This is a genomic window from Geodermatophilus sp. SYSU D01045 (assembly GCF_054050295.1).
Genome location: NZ_JBJGZB010000001.1, coordinates 124,680 through 140,321, shown reverse-complemented (window position 1 = coordinate 140,321; position 15,642 = coordinate 124,680). Strand labels below are relative to the sequence as shown.

Below are 15,642 nucleotides of genomic sequence, written 5' to 3'. Positions count from 1 at the left end.
TCCAGCCAGGCGGAGCTGGACCGGCTCGACCGGCTCTTCCCCCCGCCGTCCGGCGAGGTCCCGCTCGACGTCCTGCAGGACCGGCCGACGAGCCGGTCACGAGAGCCTGCCTCACGAGCTGCAGCCGGCGGGTTCCTCGTCGTGATCGTGGGCCGGTCCGGGGGCGGCACGCCCACTCGACGCAGGAGTGGGGAGCAGTCGTCGCAGTCGTCTCCGGGCCCGGACACCCCCTCAGGTCGGGGAGCAGGTCTCCCCGTCGCGTGATGTCGACGAGACCCCGCAGGAGGGCGGTGTGCCGGTGCTCGCTCCTGCTCCTGCTCGACCTCCCTCTGGCGATCGGCGACTCGGGTGCCTCGCCCGCCGGCGCAGGCCCGTTCCGGGGGCTCCGGGGGGTCCCGGATGGCGGCGCAGGCGATGGAGGTGCTCGGCCGACGCTGGGCAGGACGGCGGCCCCGCAGCCAGTGGCTGCGGGGCCGCCGTGCTCAGACGAGCCCCTCGTTGTGGGGCTCGATGCTGGCCGGGGGGTCCACCCCCTCGTCGGCGGCCGGCTGGACGGGGCCCTCGCCCGGCTCGGAACCGGAACCGGCGGCGGTGTTCCGGGAGGACCGCTCCGGATCGGTCACGTCGGTGGTCGTCGGCGCCTGACCGATGCGCTTGGCGGCATCCCCGGTCCCGGTCTCCTCCAGCTCTGATTCGCTCACGACTCCTCCATCCAGGTAGTTCGACGTCGGTGATCACGCAGTGGACTCCACGAGTTCCTCGGGCTCGTGGGACGGCTGGCCGGACAGTGACGTTCCGAGAGCCGGCCGGCGCGGTGACGTGGCCGGCGACCGGTCCTACCGGGGCTCGCGCATGTGCTCGGCGACCCCCGCGGGGGCACGGGTGCGGGCCTGCTCGGCCGCCCGGCTCGCCGATCGGCCGGCTCCGGGGTCGACGGGCACCGACCGCACCACCTCCGCACGGCTGCGGTACTCGACCGGCGGGATGGCGCGGAGGCTGCGGACCACCGCCTCGGGTGCGCCCGCCCGCTCGGCGGCGGCGACCAGCGCGTCCTTGCCGGCCGGGTAGTCGACGTCCTGCAGGTACCGCAGGACCTCGTCAGGGGTGATGGGAGCGGTCACGGTCGGTTGCCTTCCTGCTCGTGGTCGTCGGTGTCCGGCGGGCCGGGGGTCAGCCGGAGGACCCGACCGCGGCGATGGCCGCGTCGATCCGCCGGGCGAGCTCGAGGTCCATGTCGGTCACGCGGTCGAGCGAGTGCGTCCAGACCTCGAAGGTGACCGTGTCCTGCAGTTGCTCGACGCGCGCGTGGTGGGTCATGTCCTGCTCGGCGCGGGCGACGGCGTCGCGCAGGGGTCGCCGGCGCTCGGGCGGGAGCACGACGGTGCGCCGCAGGCGGTGTCCGTCGCCCTCCCAGCCCTCCAGGGCGGCCAGTGCGCGGTCGATCTCGTCCTGCTCGAGCAGTCGCGGGGTCAGTCCGATCGGCACTCCGGAACCGCGGGGCGGAACGCTCTGGTCGATCGGTGAGAACAGCTCCTCACCGTCCGGCAGTCGCCGGGCGAGGACGCCGGCGACCTCCGGCTCGGAGGCGGCCAGGGTCGACAGGACCGCCTGGGTGTAGAAGCGGGCCCGCTCGGCCGGGCATCCGGACCTCGCGCTCACCGCGGAGACGAGGGCGGCACCGCTGTCAGGGTGCAGACCCGGGCCCCGGACCTCGGCGACACCCCGGAGGGAGCCGGGCAGGACCGCGGCCAGCCGGTCGCGCTCGGGCTCGTCCAGCGAGGCCGCCACGGCGGCGACGACCGCTTCCACCGCCCGCCGGGCCTCCTCGGTGTCGGCTGCGCCGGCCTGCGCTCCCGCGGCCTGGATCAACGTCGCGTACCGGATCACCGGGCTCCTCCTGACCTGCTGCCGTCCTGCTCCTCCGGTCGCCGACCGCTGCCCGGGCGGCGAGTCCAAGCAGCGGCCCGACCAGCTCCCGGTACTCCTGCGGCAGCTGGGAGAGGACGTCGTCGAACTCCCCGGGTGCGACCGCCTCCCGCACCGTCTTCCGGAGACGCCGCCGCGCGCCGGTCGTGGGGATCCCGTCGTCCGACCGCGGCTCAGACGTTAGGGCCGGTCGCGGCGCGGGGACATCGGTCGATCAACCGATCCGGCCTCCGGCCCCCGTGTCCCTGCACGGCCGCCCGCGCGGGGAGGCGACACGCGGCGACGGCTCCGCTCCTCGGCCCAGGGACCGCCGGGGGGAGGAGCAGGCGGCTCGACCGCACGCCGGCGGGCTGTTCACGACGGACGCGCCGGACGTGATCGCCTGCCCCGCGTCTCCGTGTCGGGGGCCGCGGCGGAGACCGAGTCGTCCGGTCCGCCGCTAGTCGTCCGCACCCGGCCGAGAGCCGTCCGGGTCCCGGGTCCCGGGTTCCTCTCGCGAGCGCCCAGGGCCGACGGCCGGAGCCGCGCCGCCGAGCTCCTTGCTCACCGTCGGATCCGCGTCGTCGGGCTGGGGCACTCGCGGGTCGTCCGGGAGCCGGATGTCGACCTCGTCGGCAGCCGCAGCCGCGGGTGCGTCGTCCTGCGGAGGGATGGTTCCGCCGTCCATGCCGTGGGGATACCCCGAGCCGCCGTCGGAACCGGAGCCGCCGGCCGAGATCGGCAGACCGCCCGACGCCCGTCGGTCGCCTGGTGGACCGGGATCGGGCCCCGCCGGTCGTCGGTCGTCCCCTCTCCCCGGCGCCCACGTGGCCTGGACCGTCCCCTGCTCTGGCCGTGAGTCCTCCGCCGAGGGTCAGCGCCGGCCGGCCGCGCCCGTTCCCGCTGGGACGTACAGGCCCGCCCTCTCGGCGCGCACGGCGGCGAGCGTCCTCGAGGGAGCCCCGAGCTTGACGAGGATGTGCTCCAGGTGCGCGGCGACCGTCCGCGGGGCCACCACGAGAGCCCGGGCGATCTCCTGGTTGGAGTCCCCCTCGACCAGCAGCCCGAGGACCTCCAGCTCCCGGGGCGTGAGCCCGCGCAGATCGCCGCCCGGGGAGAGCAGCACCATCCCCGACAGCACGCGGGACACGTCGTCCGTACCCGTCAGGACCGTCACGCGGACATGGCCGTCCGGGGCGTGACGGCCACCGCGCGGCCACACGAAGGACGCGTACACCTGGCCCCTCCGGATGGCCGCGCGGGCGGCGTCCAGGACGGGAGAGCCTCCCGCCAGCAGCGCGTCGTCGCCGAGACCCGGGAACGGGGCGGTGCCACCGTCCCTGGAGAGCACCACGCCGGCCGCGGCACCCTGGACCACGCGGGCGGCGGTGAGCAGCGAGTCCATCAGGTCGGTGCCGCGGGCGAGGATGGGGGCGAACTGCGCCAGGCGGCGCCGGACGGCCTCCGGCGGAGGCCGGGTGTCGGCGGAGAGCAGCGCCAGGAACCCGACGTGGCGCTGCCCCGGTACGAACAGTCCCACGGTGAGGGCCTCGTGGTATCCGGCGGGGGTGAGGCACTCGGCCCACGTCGGCAGGTCCTTGGCGGAACGGGGGAGGTCCGACGGGCTCAGCGGTGGGCGGGCGCGACAGGCTCCGGTCACCTCGAGGTCGTGCGCCGTCGCCGGACCGCTGAGGTAGCGGACGGTGCTCTGGTCCAGCGAGGTGCTGGCCACGGAGGAGTAACCGTTGCCCAGCGGGTCGGCCAGCGCCATCCACGAGGCGTCGAAGGGGATGTGGCGGCCCAGCTCGTGCAGCAGCGCCTGGGCGCGTTCAGGGAGCAGTGCCGGAGTGGCGGCGATCTCCGCGAGGCGGAGGGCCGGGGCCTCGGTCATGTCGCTCCACCAGTCCAGGGCCTGCGCGGTCGACGGAGCCGTCGAGGACGGCCGCGGCCCTGGACGAGGCTGACCGGGCTGCAGCTGTACATACCGACCCCACCCGGGGAGCAACCCGTGACCCCGTGACCGGAAACCTCGGTGGTCGGAGTCGTCGCCACCGCCACCACGGCCCGTGGACGGCACGGTTTCCCGCAGTAGGATCCACCATGGAGTTGCGCCAACTGCGCTACTTCCTGGCGGTGGCTGAGGAGGGGCGCTTCAGTCGGGCCGCGCAACGGCTCCACATGGCTGCTCCGTCGCTCTCGCAGCAGATCCGTGCGCTGGAGCGGGAGCTCCGGGTCCCGTTGTTCGAGCGAACCCCGGAAGCGGCCCGGCTGACCTTCGCCGGCGTCGTCCTGGTCGAGCGGGCCCGGATCATCCTGGCAGAGGTGGACCGGGCGCTGGCTGACGCGCGCGCCGCCGGAGCGGACTCCCGCGAGCGACTGACCCTGCGGGTGGCCACCATGGCCGACCTCGTCCTCGACGGCCCGCTGCGGCACGCCGCGCTGGCGATCGACGGGATCGAGGTGTCGGTGAGCTCCGCCCGGGGGGACGACGCCGTCGAGGCCGTCCGCCAGGGCAGGGCGGACGCGGCGATCGTCTGGAGCCGGTCCTATCCGCAGCGGGACCTCGCCGGCGTGGTGCTGGGTTCGGTCGTCCTCGGCGTCGTGCTCCCGCTCGGGCACGCGTTGAGCGGCGCGGTCACGGTGCCGGTGGCCGCGCTCGCCGACGAGGTGCTGGTGATGTTCCCGCGGGAGCCGTTCGCCGGGACGTGGGACCGGGCCGTGGACCACGTGTTCCCCGCCGGGGCCGCGCACGACCACGTCGTCATCGAACCCGACCTGCTGAACGCGCCGCGGGCGGTGCTGCGCGCGGTCGCAGCCGGCACCGGCATCGCCCTGAGCATCCTCCGGCTCGTCGATCACCTGGGGGTCGAGGGGATCACGGTGCGGCCTCTCGTTCCGGCGTTGACGTGGGCCCTGGAGGCGGTCTGGCGGGAACCGGTCACTCCCGCCGTCCGCAGGCTCGTCGACTTCCTCGTCGAGTCGTCCCGGGGCCCGCAGACGCTCATCGAACCGGTCCGCCCTCCCGGCGACGGCCGGCGGGACGCCACGGTCAGGGCCTGAGGACCACCTTCTCGCACCGGTCCTGCTCGTGCTTGAAGACGTCGTAGCCGTGCGGCGCCTCGGCCAGCGGCAGCCGGGGGGTGATCACCCGGGTGGGGTCGATCTCGCCGCGCTCGATGCGCTCGAGCAGCGGGCGCATGTACCGCTGGACGGGGCACTGCCCGGTCTTCAGGGTCAGGGAGCGGTTCATCCGGGAGCCGGCCGGGAGCTCGTCGACGAATACGCCGTACACGCCGATGACCGAGACGATCCCCCCGCTGCGGCAGGAGGTGATGGCCTGGCGCAGGGCGTGCGGCCGGTCGGTCTCGGACCGGACGGCCTGCTAGGCCCGGTCGTAGAGCTGCACGTGGGCGGCGCCGTGGTGACGACGTGGTGACGACGTGGCGGACCTCGGACACCGAACCCCCGGTCGCCGGTGCGCCGTCGGCGGCTTCGTCCGTCCCGGGCACCCGGCCCACCGGACACGTGCTGTTGGCCGTGGCGCCGAGAGCAGCACGTGGTGACCGGCTCGGACGAGGCCGCGGGCGAGCCGGTCGATGACCGATCCGGTGCCGCCGTACGCCGGGGGCGGCACGGGGATCCAGGGAGGGGCGATGAGGCCGATGCGCATGGGACGTCCTGGAGACAGGGCGGCGCAGGGGCGTCGCCGGTGGAACGGGACCGTCCGCAAGGACAGCCGACCGCTCGGCCGGCGATCATCGCCAGAGCGACCGGTTCCCGGCCGGCGCCGGACCCGCTCAGGTCGCTCCCGTCACTCCGGGCGGGATGCGCAACCCGCCGCGCAGGGCGCGCACCGCGGCGGCCGTGAGGTCGCTGGTCCCCAGGGCGACCAGGCTCCGCCCCAGGGAGTCCGCCACCGCGTCCGCGGCCACGGGGAGTGACTGCGCGAGGGCCGGGACGTCGGTGACGCCCTCGATCACGAGGCCCAGGACCCGGAGGTCCAGGACGGTGAGGCCGTGCAGGTCGCCCGGGGGGCCCAGGAGCACCGCGGCGGAGAGGTGGTCGAGGTCCGGGCGGGCGAAGTCGAGCGCGGTGACCCGGATCAGCTGCTCGCCGCCGGTCCCCGGTGCCGGGGCGAGGAACGAGACGTACGCGCCGCTGACGGCCAGCTCGTCGGCGGCGGCCCCGAGGATCGGTGAGCCCGGCGTCAACAGGCGGTCGTCGGGCAGACCTGGCAGCGGCAGGACGTCGCCCCCGCGGGTGAGCACGACGCCGGCGCCGGCGTTCCCGACGATGCGGGCGCTCTCGGCGATGTCCCGGGTCCGGTCCAGGTCGTCGGCGATCACCGTGGTGACGGCCGCGACGACCCGGCGGTCGGCCTCTCTCGGCCGCGAGGGATCGGCGGAGAGCAGGCTGAGGAAGCCGACGTGCCGCCCGTCCGTCGTGAACAGCCCGGCCGCCAGACCCTGGCGGAAGCCGGCCGGGAGCAGGTGGTCGGCCCACGCGCGGACCTCGGACAGGGGACTCGGGATGTCGCCGGCCAGCATCGGCGGACGGCGCCGGTGCAGGCCGAGCAGCTCCACCTCCTCGTCGGCCTCCGGACGGCCGAAGTAGGCGACGAGTGCCTCGGCCGGACCGGTGGTCGCCAGCGGGACGTGGGTCCGCCGCTCGGGGTCGCGTACGGCGAGCCAGCCGGCATCGAAGGCCAGGATCCGCCCGAGCTGCTGCAGGTGCTCCGCAGCCCGTTCCTGCACGGTGGCGGACGACGCGACGACGCCCACGACCTCCGACCACACACGCTGGAGCTGCGGTTCGCTCCCGCTCATCACAGCTCACCTTCCCTCACTCACGGGTGGACGTACAGCCCGAGGCGTTCGGCACGGTCAGCGGCACGGGTCGGCGTCGGCGGCGGCAGCCCGGCCGGGACGTGCCCCACGTGCGCCCTCTGGTGACTCGAGCGCAGGAGCGTCGGCGGCCACCGTCCTGCGGGGCGCGTCTCACGGACTCCCCGTGTAGATCACCGTCTCGGCCAGCACTCGCACCTTGACGTTGCTGTGCTGGCTGTGCGTCGTGAGCATCGCGAAGGCCTGATCGGCCGTGAGCTGGCGCTGGCACATCAGGATGCCGATCGCGATGCCGATCTGCCGGTTGGTGGCCAGCGCCTGCTCCAGGTTGGCCGCCCTGTCCTCCGCCGATCGGACCCGTGCGTGCAGCTGGTCGAGTTCGGCGAGGACGGCGAGGCGGTGCACGGGCGCGGCCGGCACCTCCCCCGACGGGTCGACGGTCATCGTGTCCTGGTCCTCCTGCTGTGCGACCGGTGTGCGGATGGGCCGGCGCGTCGTCGCCTGCATGCCGTGGACCTCTCCTGCGACGGACGCCAGGGTGCGGGCGCGTTCCGGCGTCCGGCATCGGCAGAGCGACCGATCCGCGCCTCCGGGGTGGCGGGACGGGGTCCGGCCCGTCGACGTCCGGCGCCCCACGAGCGACCTGGACCTCGGCGGGTCCACGGTCGTGCCCGCCGACCGGCCCGCGGCACTGCGAGCGGCAGGCGGCGAGGACGGCGCGGCCGGCCGCGCCGCGGAGCACCGCGTCCCGGCTGACGATGCCGAGCTCCCACAGGGGTGCGCCGGCCAACGTGGCGACGGCGACGTCGGTGACGCACGCCGGCTTCCCGCACTCAGGTTCCATCCGGTTGCGGTGCCTGGTGAACCACGCCCTGTCGCTGGCCGGCATCGGCTGCTCCGATGGCACGGGGCCGGGGTGCCGCGGCCGGTCGCCCGGTCGCAGCACCCCGCCGGCGGCGGTCATCAACGGAAGCGCTCCACCAGAGCCTGCCGCGTGCTGGACGTGCGCCCACTCTCCCGCGGCCGGCCTGATCTGGCCTACTCCGCAGCCAGCGACCGCGGGGCCGCCGTGGTCAGACGAGCCCCTCGTCGTGGGGCTCGATGCTGGCCGAGGGGTCCACCCCCCCGTCGGCGGCCGGCTGGACGGGGCCCTCGCCCGGCTCGGGACCGGAGCCGGCGGCGGTGTTCCGGGAGGACCGCTCCGGATCGGTCACGTCGGTGGTCGTCGGCGCCTGACCGATGCGCTCGGCGGCCGGCGTGCGCTGCGGATCCGGTCGTGTCGGGGACGCCACCGTCGGGTCTACGTCGATCCGGGCACGAGCCGGGCGAACTCCCCGCCCAGGTGGGACAGCACGTCGTCGAACTCGCCCGGCTCGGCCGCGTCGCGGGTCGTGGCCAGCACGGCGACCATCCCCTCCCGCGCCAGGGCCCGGTCCCTCGCCCGCGTCCGTCGTGACCGGGGCGCGGGGGCCACCGGTCGTGGGCGCACTCCCCGACCCGGTCGGACCCCCAGGGGGACGTCGGCCGGCCCGGGATCGGCATGTCTGCCGATACCGGGCGGCCCGCCGCGCCGGGTGCAATCGAGGTCCCGACCCCCGCCGGGCGCGGGGACCACCCCCGACGAGGAGGCAGCGTGAAGGCAGTCGTGTACGACGGGCCCCGCCAGGTCAGCGTCAAGGACGTACCGGACGCGCGGATCGAGCGGCCGACCGACGTCCTGGTGCGGATCACCTCGGCGAACATCTGCGGCTCGGACCTGCACATGTACGAGGGCCGGACCGACTTCGAGACCGGCCGCTGGTTCGGGCACGAGAACCTGGGCCAGGTGGTCGAGGTCGGCGACGGGGTCGACAAGGTGCAGGTGGGCGACTGGGTCGTCCTGCCGTTCAACATCGCCTGTGGGCACTGCAAGAACTGCGAGCGGCAGCTCACGAACTACTGCCTGACCGCCCAGCCGGAGCCGAAGATGGCCGGCGCCGCCTACGGCTTCGCCGACATGGGCCCCTGGGCCGGTGGGCAGGCGGAGCTGCTGCGCGTGCCCTGGGGTGACTTCAACTGCCTGCGGCTGGGTGAGGACGCCGAGCAGCGCCAGACCGACTACGTGATGCTCGCCGACATCTTCCCGACCGGCTACCACGCCACCGAGATGGCCGGTGTGAAGCCCGGCGACCAGACGGTCATCTACGGCGCCGGCCCGGTCGGGCTGATGGCCGCCCTCTCGGCCACCATCCGGGGGGCCGGCAAGGTGATGGTCGTCGACCGGCACCCCGACCGGCTCAAGCTGGCCGAGTCGATCGGCGCGATCGCCATCGACGACTCGAAGGTCGATCCGGTGCAGGCCGTCCTCGACGAGACGATGGGGCTGGGCGCGGACAACGGCTGCGAGTGCGTCGGCTACCAGGCGCACGAGCCCGACGGCCAGGAGCAGGCCAACCTGACGATGAACCGGCTGGTCGCCTCGGTGCGCTTCACCGGGACGATCGGCACCGTCGGCGTCTACGTGCCGCAGGACCCCGGCGCCAGCGACGAGCTGGCGAAGCAGGGCAAGCTCGCCTTCGACTTCGGCATGTTCTGGTTCAAGGGCCAGCACATCGGCAGCGGCCAGGCGCCGGTCAAGAAGTACAACCGGCAGCTGCGCGACCTCATCGCCGGGGGCAAGGCCGAGCCGTCGTTCATCGTGAGCCACGAGCTGCCCCTCGACCGCGCGCCGGAGGCCTACGAGCACTTCGACCAGCGGGACGACGGCTGGACGAAGGTCGTCCTGCACCCGGCGATGGCGGGGAGCTGACGTGGCCGGGGAGCTGAACGGACGGCGGGTCGCGATCCTGGCGGCCGACGGGGTGGAGCGCGTCGAGCTGGAGCAGCCCCGCCGGGCCCTGGACGACGCGGGCGCGCGGACCGACGTGCTGTCGATCCACGACGGCGAGATCCAGGCGCGCAACAACGACCTCGAGGACGCCGGCACCTTCGGCGTCGACCGGCTGGTCGGCGCGGCGTCGGTGGACGAGTACGACGCGCTGCTGCTGCCGGGCGGCACGGTGAACCCGGACCAGCTGCGCATGCAGCCGGCAGCGGTCGAGTTCGTGCGGGACTTCGTCGAGTCGGGCAAGCCGGTGGCGAGCATCTGCCACGGGCCGTGGAACTTCGTCGAGGCCGACGTCGCGCGAGGACGGCGGCTGACGTCGTTCCCGAGCATCCGCACCGACCTGCGCAACGCCGGCGCCGAGGTGGTCGACGAGCAGGTCGTCACCGACGGCAACATCACCACCAGCCGGTCGCCGGACGACCTGCCGGCCTTCTGCGAGCGCATCGTGCAGGAGTTCGCGCGGGCACCGCAGACCGCCGCCGCGGGAGGTCGGGCATGACCCACTCCATCGGGAACGTGGCGTCCTTCGCCGCCCGCGCCGGCGGGAGCGTCGTCCGCCAGGTGCGGTCGGCCATCGACCCGTCCGCCGCCCGGCCGGCCGGCGCGGGCCGGCCGGCGTCCGGATGGCTCGTGGTGACCGTGTTCCGCGAGCCGTCCGACGTCGACACCGCGCGGCTGCCTGCCCCCCTCGCGGGGTTCGGGGACCGGATCGAGGTCCGCGTCCGCCCGGCCGCGGGCGGCAAGGGCACCGAGCTCGCGGCCCGGTTGCGCGACCGGCCGTCGCCGGGCACCGCCCTCGGTCGGCTGAGCGGCAACGACCCGCAGGCCGACCTGCGGTCCGCGCTGCGCCAGGCCAAGCAGCTCATCGAGGTGGGCGAGGTGCTGGCGGTGGACCCGGCGCCGCACGGCAGGCGGACGGCGACGCCCGGTGGCGTGCTCCTGGAGGCGTGGACCCGGATGGCCCCCAGGGCAGGTGTGCGATGAAGGCGGTGACCTGGCGCGGGGTCAACGAGATCGGCGTCGAGGACGTCCCCGAGCCGAAGCTCCTCAACGACCACGACATCATCCTCGAGGTCGGCCTGTCGGTGACCTGCGGCTCCGACCTGCACCTGATGGGCGGGTACATCCCCGCGATGCGCGCCGGTGACGTGCTCGGGCACGAGTTCATGGGCACGGTCGCCGAGGTCGGGGCCGGGGTGACCAAGCACCGGGTCGGCGACCGCGTGGTGGTGGTCTCCTTCATCGGCTGCGGGCAGTGCTGGTACTGCAAGCAGGAGCTGTGGTCGCTGTGCGACAACGGCAATCCCAATGCGGGGATCACCGAGGCGCTGTGGGGTCAGTCCATCGGCGGCTGCTTCGGCTACTCGCACGCGATGGGCGGCTGGGCGGGCAGCCACGCCCCCTACATCCGGGTGCCCTACGCCGACCAGGGCGCCTTCACGATCCCGGACGGCGTCTCCGACGAGCGTGCGCTGTTCGCCTCCGACGCGGCCCCCACCGGCTGGACCGGGGCCCACCAGGCGGAGGTGAAGGCCGGTGACGTCGTCGCGGTGTGGGGCGCCGGCGGCGTCGGGCAGATGGCCGCGCGCAAGGCGATGCTCATGGGCGCCGAGCGGGTCGTCGTCATCGACCGGTTCGACAACCGGCTCGAGCAGGTCCGCACGCACATCGGGGCGGAGACCCTCGACTACGAGGAGGTCGACGTCCCCGCGGAGCTGCGGGAGATGTCCGGCGGGCGCGGTCCGGACGTCTGCATCGAAGCGGTGGGCATGGAGGCGCACAGCCCGGGCCCGCAGTACCTCTACGACCAGGTCAAGCAGCAGTTGCGGCTGCAGTCGGACCGGCCGACCGCCCTCCGGGAGGCCATCTACGCCTGCCGCAAGGGCGGGACGGTGTTCGCGCTGGGCGTGTTCGGCGGCCTGGTGGACAAGTTCCCGATGGGGGCGGTGATGAACAAGGCGCTGACCCTGCGCGGCGCCCAGCAGCACGGGCACCGCTACGTCCCGGAGATCCTCGACCTGATGAGCCGGGACGAGGTGCGGACCGAACACCTCGCCACCCACGTGATGCCGCTCGACGACGGGCCGAAGGGCTACCGGATGTTCAAGGAGAAGGAGGACGGGTGCGTCCGTGCGGTGTTCCGTCCGGGTGGCTGAGGCGACGCCGGACGTACCGCCACGGGGCCCGGCGCCGGGCCGGACGGTGGGCCGGCGCCGGGCCCCCGCCGGCCCGGTGCGGGGCGACCCGGTGAGCGCCGCGCCCCGCACGACGGCGGTGGCGGCGGGCCCACGGCCGACGATCCTGTCGTGGCGCCGCCTGCTGGTCTGTCTCGGCGGCGGGCTCCTCGCCGCCGTGCTGACCACGATCGCCGGCGTCCCCGAGCTCGCGGTCCTCGCCGGCTGGGCCGTGGCCGCCGGCGGCCTGTTGTTCTGGGTGTGGCGGATCAGCTGGCCGCGCGACGCGGAGGGGACCAAACGCCTGGCCGAGGAGGAGGGGCAGACCCGGGTCACGGACACGGCCGTGCTGGGTGCGGCGGTGGCCAGCCTCGCCGCCGTCGTCGAGGGCCTCGTCCGGTCCAGCTCCGGGGACGCCGTGGGGGTCGCCACCGTGGTGCTCGGCGTCCTGGTGGTGATCCTGTCGTGGGCGCTGGTCAACACGGTCTTCGCCCTCAAGTTCGCGCGCCACTACTACTCCGGTGGCGACGGCGGCATCGACTTCGGCCAGCGGGAGCCGCCTGCCTACAGCGACTTCGCGTACGTCGCGTTCACCGTCGGGATGAGCTTCGCGATGCCGGACACCCAGGTCGAGGACACGTCGATCCGCAGGGTCGCCCTCGGGCACGCGCTGCTGTCCTACCTGTTCGGCACCGTGGTGATCGCCGTGGCGGTGAACCTGGTGACCAACCTGGGACAGCAGGGATAGCGCCGGGGTGACGGCCGACGCGGTGTCCACGGTGCTGCGCCCTCCGACCAGCCGGCCACGGCGAGCAAACCTCCCGTGGCCGTGGAGGTGGACCCGTCGCCCGGCACGGACGTGCTCGGCGTGGTTGCAGTCGTGGTCGCCGTTGGTGGTGTTCGCCCCCGGGCCCCCTTGTGCGCCGCCGTGCGAACCGGCAGGTCGAGCGGCTCACGGAACGCCCGTGGACCGCCGTGACCGCGATCATGACGGCCCGGCAGCGTGGGGGTCAGGGGTCCGAGTCCCCTCAGCTCCACCCCTTCGGACCAGGGCCTTCGCCAGAAGGCCCTGGTCCGATCTCGTTCGTGGTCGCAGTCGGCTCCCCCTCACCTGTCAGCAGCAGGGCGCCCATGCGGTCGGCGACCTCGTGACTCGAGCGGCTCGCACCGGGACTGCAGGAGTCCCGGAGCCTCGGTTCTGGCGCAGGCGGGGTCGCCGGTGAGGCGCGCGCGTCGCCGGTAGCCCCCAGTACGGGCTCCAGTGCCGCGCGAGGGCGGGCAGGTCGCGGTCCGCGAACTCGATGTCTCCAGTTGGAGTCGGCCGTGCGGCGTTCGTTGACCGCGTCACATGTGGGGTGCTTCACTCCCTACCGATAATTTCCGGAAGTTCTGGCACCACTTCCGGGCCTTCCTCGCGCCGGCGCGGCGCCCCTCCTGAGGAGAACCACGACGCAATGAGCCGACGACGCCTCGCGGCCGGGACCACCGTCCTGGGCCTGCTCGCACCGCTGGGGGTCGGCCTGGCGCCCTCGGCCGCCGCTGCTCCGGCGACGGTGCACGAGACCGGCTTCGAGGACGGGACCGGTGGCTGGTACGGCCGCGGCTCCTCCGCGGCCGTGACCACCGACGTGGCCCGCACCGGTGCGCACAGCCTCCTCTCCAGCGGCCGCACCCAGGCCTGGCAGGGGCCCGGCGTCAACGCCCTGCCGTTCATGCCGGCCGGCACCTACGAGGTCGCGGCCTGGGTGCGGCTGCCGGCGGGCTCCGGCAGCGACCAGGTGACCCTGAGCGTGAAGCGGGTCAGCGGCGGCGCGACCGCCTACGAGACGGTCGCCTGGCAGGTCGCGGTGAGCGACGCCGACTGGACCCTGGTCACGGGCGAGTACACCCACGCGACGGACAACACCGAGCTCGAGCTGTACCTCGAGAGCTCGGACCCCACGCAGGACTTCTACGTCGACGACGTCACGGTCGTCGGCGAGGCCGCGGCGCCGAGTGAGCCGGGCACCATCCAGCCGGTCAGCAGCGACTTCGAGAGCGGCCTGCAGGGCTGGGGCCCGCGCGGTGACGCGCAGGTCGCCACCACGACGTCCGACGCGCACGGCGGCACCACCAGCCTGCTGACCACCAACCGGTTGCAGGCGTGGCAGGGCCCGACCCTCGACGTCACCGAGAGCCTGGCCGTCGGCAGGACCGTGCAGATCTCCTTCTGGGCGAAGCTGGCTCCTGGGCAGTCGGCGACGTCGGCGTCCCTGAAGGCCTCCATCCAGCGCGACCGCGCCGGCGCTGCCACCGGCTACGACAACGTGCCGGGCGCCAGCGCCGTCGTCACCTCCGACGCGTGGACGGAGATCACCGGCCGGTACACCCTGGGCGCGCCGATCGACACGGCGCAGCTCTACGTCGAGGGCGACGCGAACGTCAGCTTCCTCATCGACGACGTCTCGGTCGCCGAGTTCACCGAGACGCCGATCCAGGACGTGCCGGCCCTCCAGGACGTCCTCGGGAGCCAGGGCTTCGAGCACGTCGGCGTCGCCATCGACCAGCGGGAGACGGTGGGCCGGGCGTCACAGCTGGTGCAGCGGCACTTCAACGCCTTCACCCCCGAGAACGACGGCAAGCCCGCCGAGATCCAGCCCACCGAGGGGAACTTCACCTTCGGCGACCTCGACGCCCTGCTCGACTACGCCGACGCCAACGGCGTCCAGGTGTACGGGCACGTGCTCGCGTGGCACTCCCAGACCCCGGACTGGTTCTTCAAGGACGGTGACCGCGACCTGACGAACAGCCCCGCGGACCAGGCCCTGCTGCGCGCCCGCATGGAGGCGCACATCAAGGCGATCGCCGACCACGTCAACGCCCGCTACCCCGACGGGAACAGCCCGATCTGGGCCTGGGACGTCGTCAACGAGGTCATCAGCGACAGCGACAACGCCAACCCGCACGACATGCGCGACAGCCGCTGGTTCCAGGTCCTCGGCGAGAGGTTCGTCGACGACGCCTTCCGCTTCGCCGACGAGTACTTCCCGCAGGCCGAGCTGTTCATCAACGACTACAACACCGAGATGCCGACGAAGCGGGCGGACTACCTGTCGCTGATCGCCGCCCTGCAGGAGCGGGACGTGCCGATCGATGGGGTGGGCCACCAGGCGCACATGGACTTCGCCCGCCCGGTGGAGTGGCTCGACGACTCGCTGACCGCCGTCGAGCAGCTCGACCCCTCCCTGCTGCAGGTCATCACCGAGCTGGACATCAGCACCTCGGCCGAGAACTACGGCGCCGACGTCAGCAGCGGCACCACTCCGCAGCACCGCCCCGGGATGGCCGACCAGGACGAGGCCGAGACCGAGAACGGGTACTACTACCGCGACCTGTTCGACGTGCTCCGCAGCCACTCCGACTCCATCGAGTCGGTGACCTTCTGGGGCATCAGCAACGCCCGCAGCTGGCTGCGGACGTGGCCGGCCGCTCGGCCGTGGGAGGCGCCGCTGCCCTTCGACGACGACCTGCAGGTGACCCCGGCGTACTGGGGGATCGTCGACCCGACGAAGCTCGCGGAGCGCCCGTCCGACCAGTTGGCCCCGCGCGTCGCCGGTCACGACCCGGTCTCCGCGGACTCGACGGGCGTCGCCGGCGCGAAGGTCCCGTACACGGTCACCGCCGGTGACACCCGGGACGGCGCGGTGACGGCGACGTGCACACCGCCCTCGGGGTCCCGGTTCCCGATCGGCACCACGAAGGTCACCTGCACGGCGACCGACGCGGCCGGGAACACCTCCAACCCGATGACCTTCGACGTGGTGGTCACCCGACGCGCACCAGGACCACGCGCCTGAACCAGGCACATCGTCCG

At 73.9% G+C, this 15,642-nt stretch carries 15 protein-coding genes; 7 read left to right on the top strand and 8 right to left on the bottom strand.

Going from position 1 to position 15,642, the window contains the following annotated elements; genetic code table 11:
* Nucleotides 1-482: 482 nt before the first annotated feature.
* From ACI798_RS00785 to ACI798_RS00770, 4 genes are all read right to left on the bottom strand, one after another.
* A complete protein-coding gene (locus ACI798_RS00785; RefSeq protein WP_457046923.1) occupies nt 483-701 on the bottom strand; it encodes a hypothetical protein in 219 nt (72 codons plus the stop codon).
* A gap of 135 nt (nt 702-836) precedes the next feature.
* Nucleotides 837-1,121: a DUF2795 domain-containing protein gene (locus tag ACI798_RS00780; RefSeq protein WP_456941353.1), complete on the bottom strand. Its 285-nt coding sequence runs from the start codon at nt 1,119-1,121 to the stop codon at nt 837-839.
* 49 nt (nt 1,122-1,170) lie between these two features.
* Nucleotides 1,171-1,887, bottom strand: coding sequence for a 4a-hydroxytetrahydrobiopterin dehydratase (locus ACI798_RS00775; protein ID WP_456941354.1), 717 nt, complete (start codon nt 1,885-1,887; stop codon nt 1,171-1,173).
* 892 nt (nt 1,888-2,779) lie between these two features.
* Nucleotides 2,780-3,796: a response regulator transcription factor gene (locus ACI798_RS00770; RefSeq protein ID WP_457046922.1), complete on the bottom strand. Its 1,017-nt coding sequence runs from the start codon at nt 3,794-3,796 to the stop codon at nt 2,780-2,782.
* 209 nt (nt 3,797-4,005) lie between these two features.
* Here ACI798_RS00770 and ACI798_RS00765 point away from each other — a divergent pair, with 209 nt between their 5' ends.
* Nucleotides 4,006-4,965, top strand: coding sequence for a LysR family transcriptional regulator (locus ACI798_RS00765; protein ID WP_457046921.1), 960 nt, complete (start codon nt 4,006-4,008; stop codon nt 4,963-4,965).
* Here the strand turns inward: ACI798_RS00765 and ACI798_RS00760 are convergent.
* The 4 genes from ACI798_RS00760 to ACI798_RS00745 all read right to left on the bottom strand — a co-directional run bounded on the left by ACI798_RS00760 (nt 4,955) and on the right by ACI798_RS00745 (nt 7,963).
* Entirely contained in the window at nt 4,955-5,197 is a 243-nt protein-coding gene (locus ACI798_RS00760; protein WP_457046920.1) for a hypothetical protein, read from the bottom strand. The genes ACI798_RS00765 and ACI798_RS00760 overlap by 11 nt on opposite strands.
* A gap of 505 nt (nt 5,198-5,702) precedes the next feature.
* Nucleotides 5,703-6,731 carry a hypothetical protein gene (locus ACI798_RS00755; protein ID WP_456941357.1) on the bottom strand — a complete coding sequence of 343 codons (1,029 nt, stop codon included), beginning with the start codon at nt 6,729-6,731 and terminating at the stop codon, nt 5,703-5,705.
* 171 nt (nt 6,732-6,902) lie between these two features.
* Nucleotides 6,903-7,256 (bottom strand): ANTAR domain-containing protein, encoded by a 354-nt coding sequence (locus tag ACI798_RS00750; protein ID WP_457046919.1) that lies wholly within the window; start codon nt 7,254-7,256, stop codon nt 6,903-6,905.
* Between the two features lie 566 nt (nt 7,257-7,822).
* Nucleotides 7,823-7,963: a hypothetical protein gene (locus tag ACI798_RS00745; RefSeq protein WP_457046918.1), complete on the bottom strand. Its 141-nt coding sequence runs from the start codon at nt 7,961-7,963 to the stop codon at nt 7,823-7,825.
* A 419-nt stretch (nt 7,964-8,382) separates the two neighbouring features.
* Between ACI798_RS00745 and ACI798_RS00740 the strand changes: the two genes are divergently transcribed.
* The 6 genes from ACI798_RS00740 to ACI798_RS00715 all read left to right on the top strand — a co-directional run bounded on the left by ACI798_RS00740 (nt 8,383) and on the right by ACI798_RS00715 (nt 15,625).
* Complete coding sequence (locus ACI798_RS00740; RefSeq protein ID WP_457046917.1) at nt 8,383-9,537, top strand: glutathione-independent formaldehyde dehydrogenase; 1,155 nt, start codon at nt 8,383-8,385, stop codon at nt 9,535-9,537.
* Between the two features lies 1 nt (nt 9,538).
* Nucleotides 9,539-10,114 (top strand): type 1 glutamine amidotransferase domain-containing protein, encoded by a 576-nt coding sequence (locus ACI798_RS00735; RefSeq protein ID WP_457046916.1) that lies wholly within the window; start codon nt 9,539-9,541, stop codon nt 10,112-10,114.
* Nucleotides 10,111-10,599, top strand: a complete 489-nt coding sequence (locus ACI798_RS00730; protein WP_457046915.1) for a hypothetical protein — start codon at nt 10,111-10,113, stop codon at nt 10,597-10,599. The genes ACI798_RS00735 and ACI798_RS00730 overlap by 4 nt, the downstream gene beginning before the upstream one ends.
* A complete protein-coding gene (locus tag ACI798_RS00725) occupies nt 10,596-11,771 on the top strand; it encodes a zinc-dependent alcohol dehydrogenase (protein ID WP_457046914.1) in 1,176 nt (391 codons plus the stop codon). Before ACI798_RS00730 ends, ACI798_RS00725 begins: the two co-directional genes overlap by 4 nt.
* A gap of 91 nt (nt 11,772-11,862) precedes the next feature.
* Nucleotides 11,863-12,537: a DUF1345 domain-containing protein gene (locus tag ACI798_RS00720; RefSeq protein ID WP_456942243.1), complete on the top strand. Its 675-nt coding sequence runs from the start codon at nt 11,863-11,865 to the stop codon at nt 12,535-12,537.
* 706 nt (nt 12,538-13,243) lie between these two features.
* Complete coding sequence (locus ACI798_RS00715; protein ID WP_457046913.1) at nt 13,244-15,625, top strand: endo-1,4-beta-xylanase; 2,382 nt, start codon at nt 13,244-13,246, stop codon at nt 15,623-15,625.
* Nucleotides 15,626-15,642: the final 17 nt, after the last annotated feature.

What these genes read in the sequence shown, in the direction of transcription:
- ACI798_RS00770 (WP_457046922.1), bottom strand. Translation starts at nt 3,796, where the DNA reads ATGACCGAGGCCCCGGCCCTCCGCCTCGCGGAGATCGCCGCCACTCCG.
- ACI798_RS00765 (WP_457046921.1), top strand. Translation starts at nt 4,006, where the DNA reads ATGGAGTTGCGCCAACTGCGCTACTTCCTGGCGGTGGCTGAGGAGGGG.
- ACI798_RS00755 (WP_456941357.1), bottom strand. Translation starts at nt 6,731, where the DNA reads ATGAGCGGGAGCGAACCGCAGCTCCAGCGTGTGTGGTCGGAGGTCGTG.
- ACI798_RS00750 (WP_457046919.1), bottom strand. Translation starts at nt 7,256, where the DNA reads ATGCAGGCGACGACGCGCCGGCCCATCCGCACACCGGTCGCACAGCAG.
- ACI798_RS00730 (WP_457046915.1), top strand. Translation starts at nt 10,111, where the DNA reads ATGACCCACTCCATCGGGAACGTGGCGTCCTTCGCCGCCCGCGCCGGC.
- ACI798_RS00725 (WP_457046914.1), top strand. Translation starts at nt 10,596, where the DNA reads ATGAAGGCGGTGACCTGGCGCGGGGTCAACGAGATCGGCGTCGAGGAC.
- ACI798_RS00715 (WP_457046913.1), top strand. Translation starts at nt 13,244, where the DNA reads ATGAGCCGACGACGCCTCGCGGCCGGGACCACCGTCCTGGGCCTGCTC.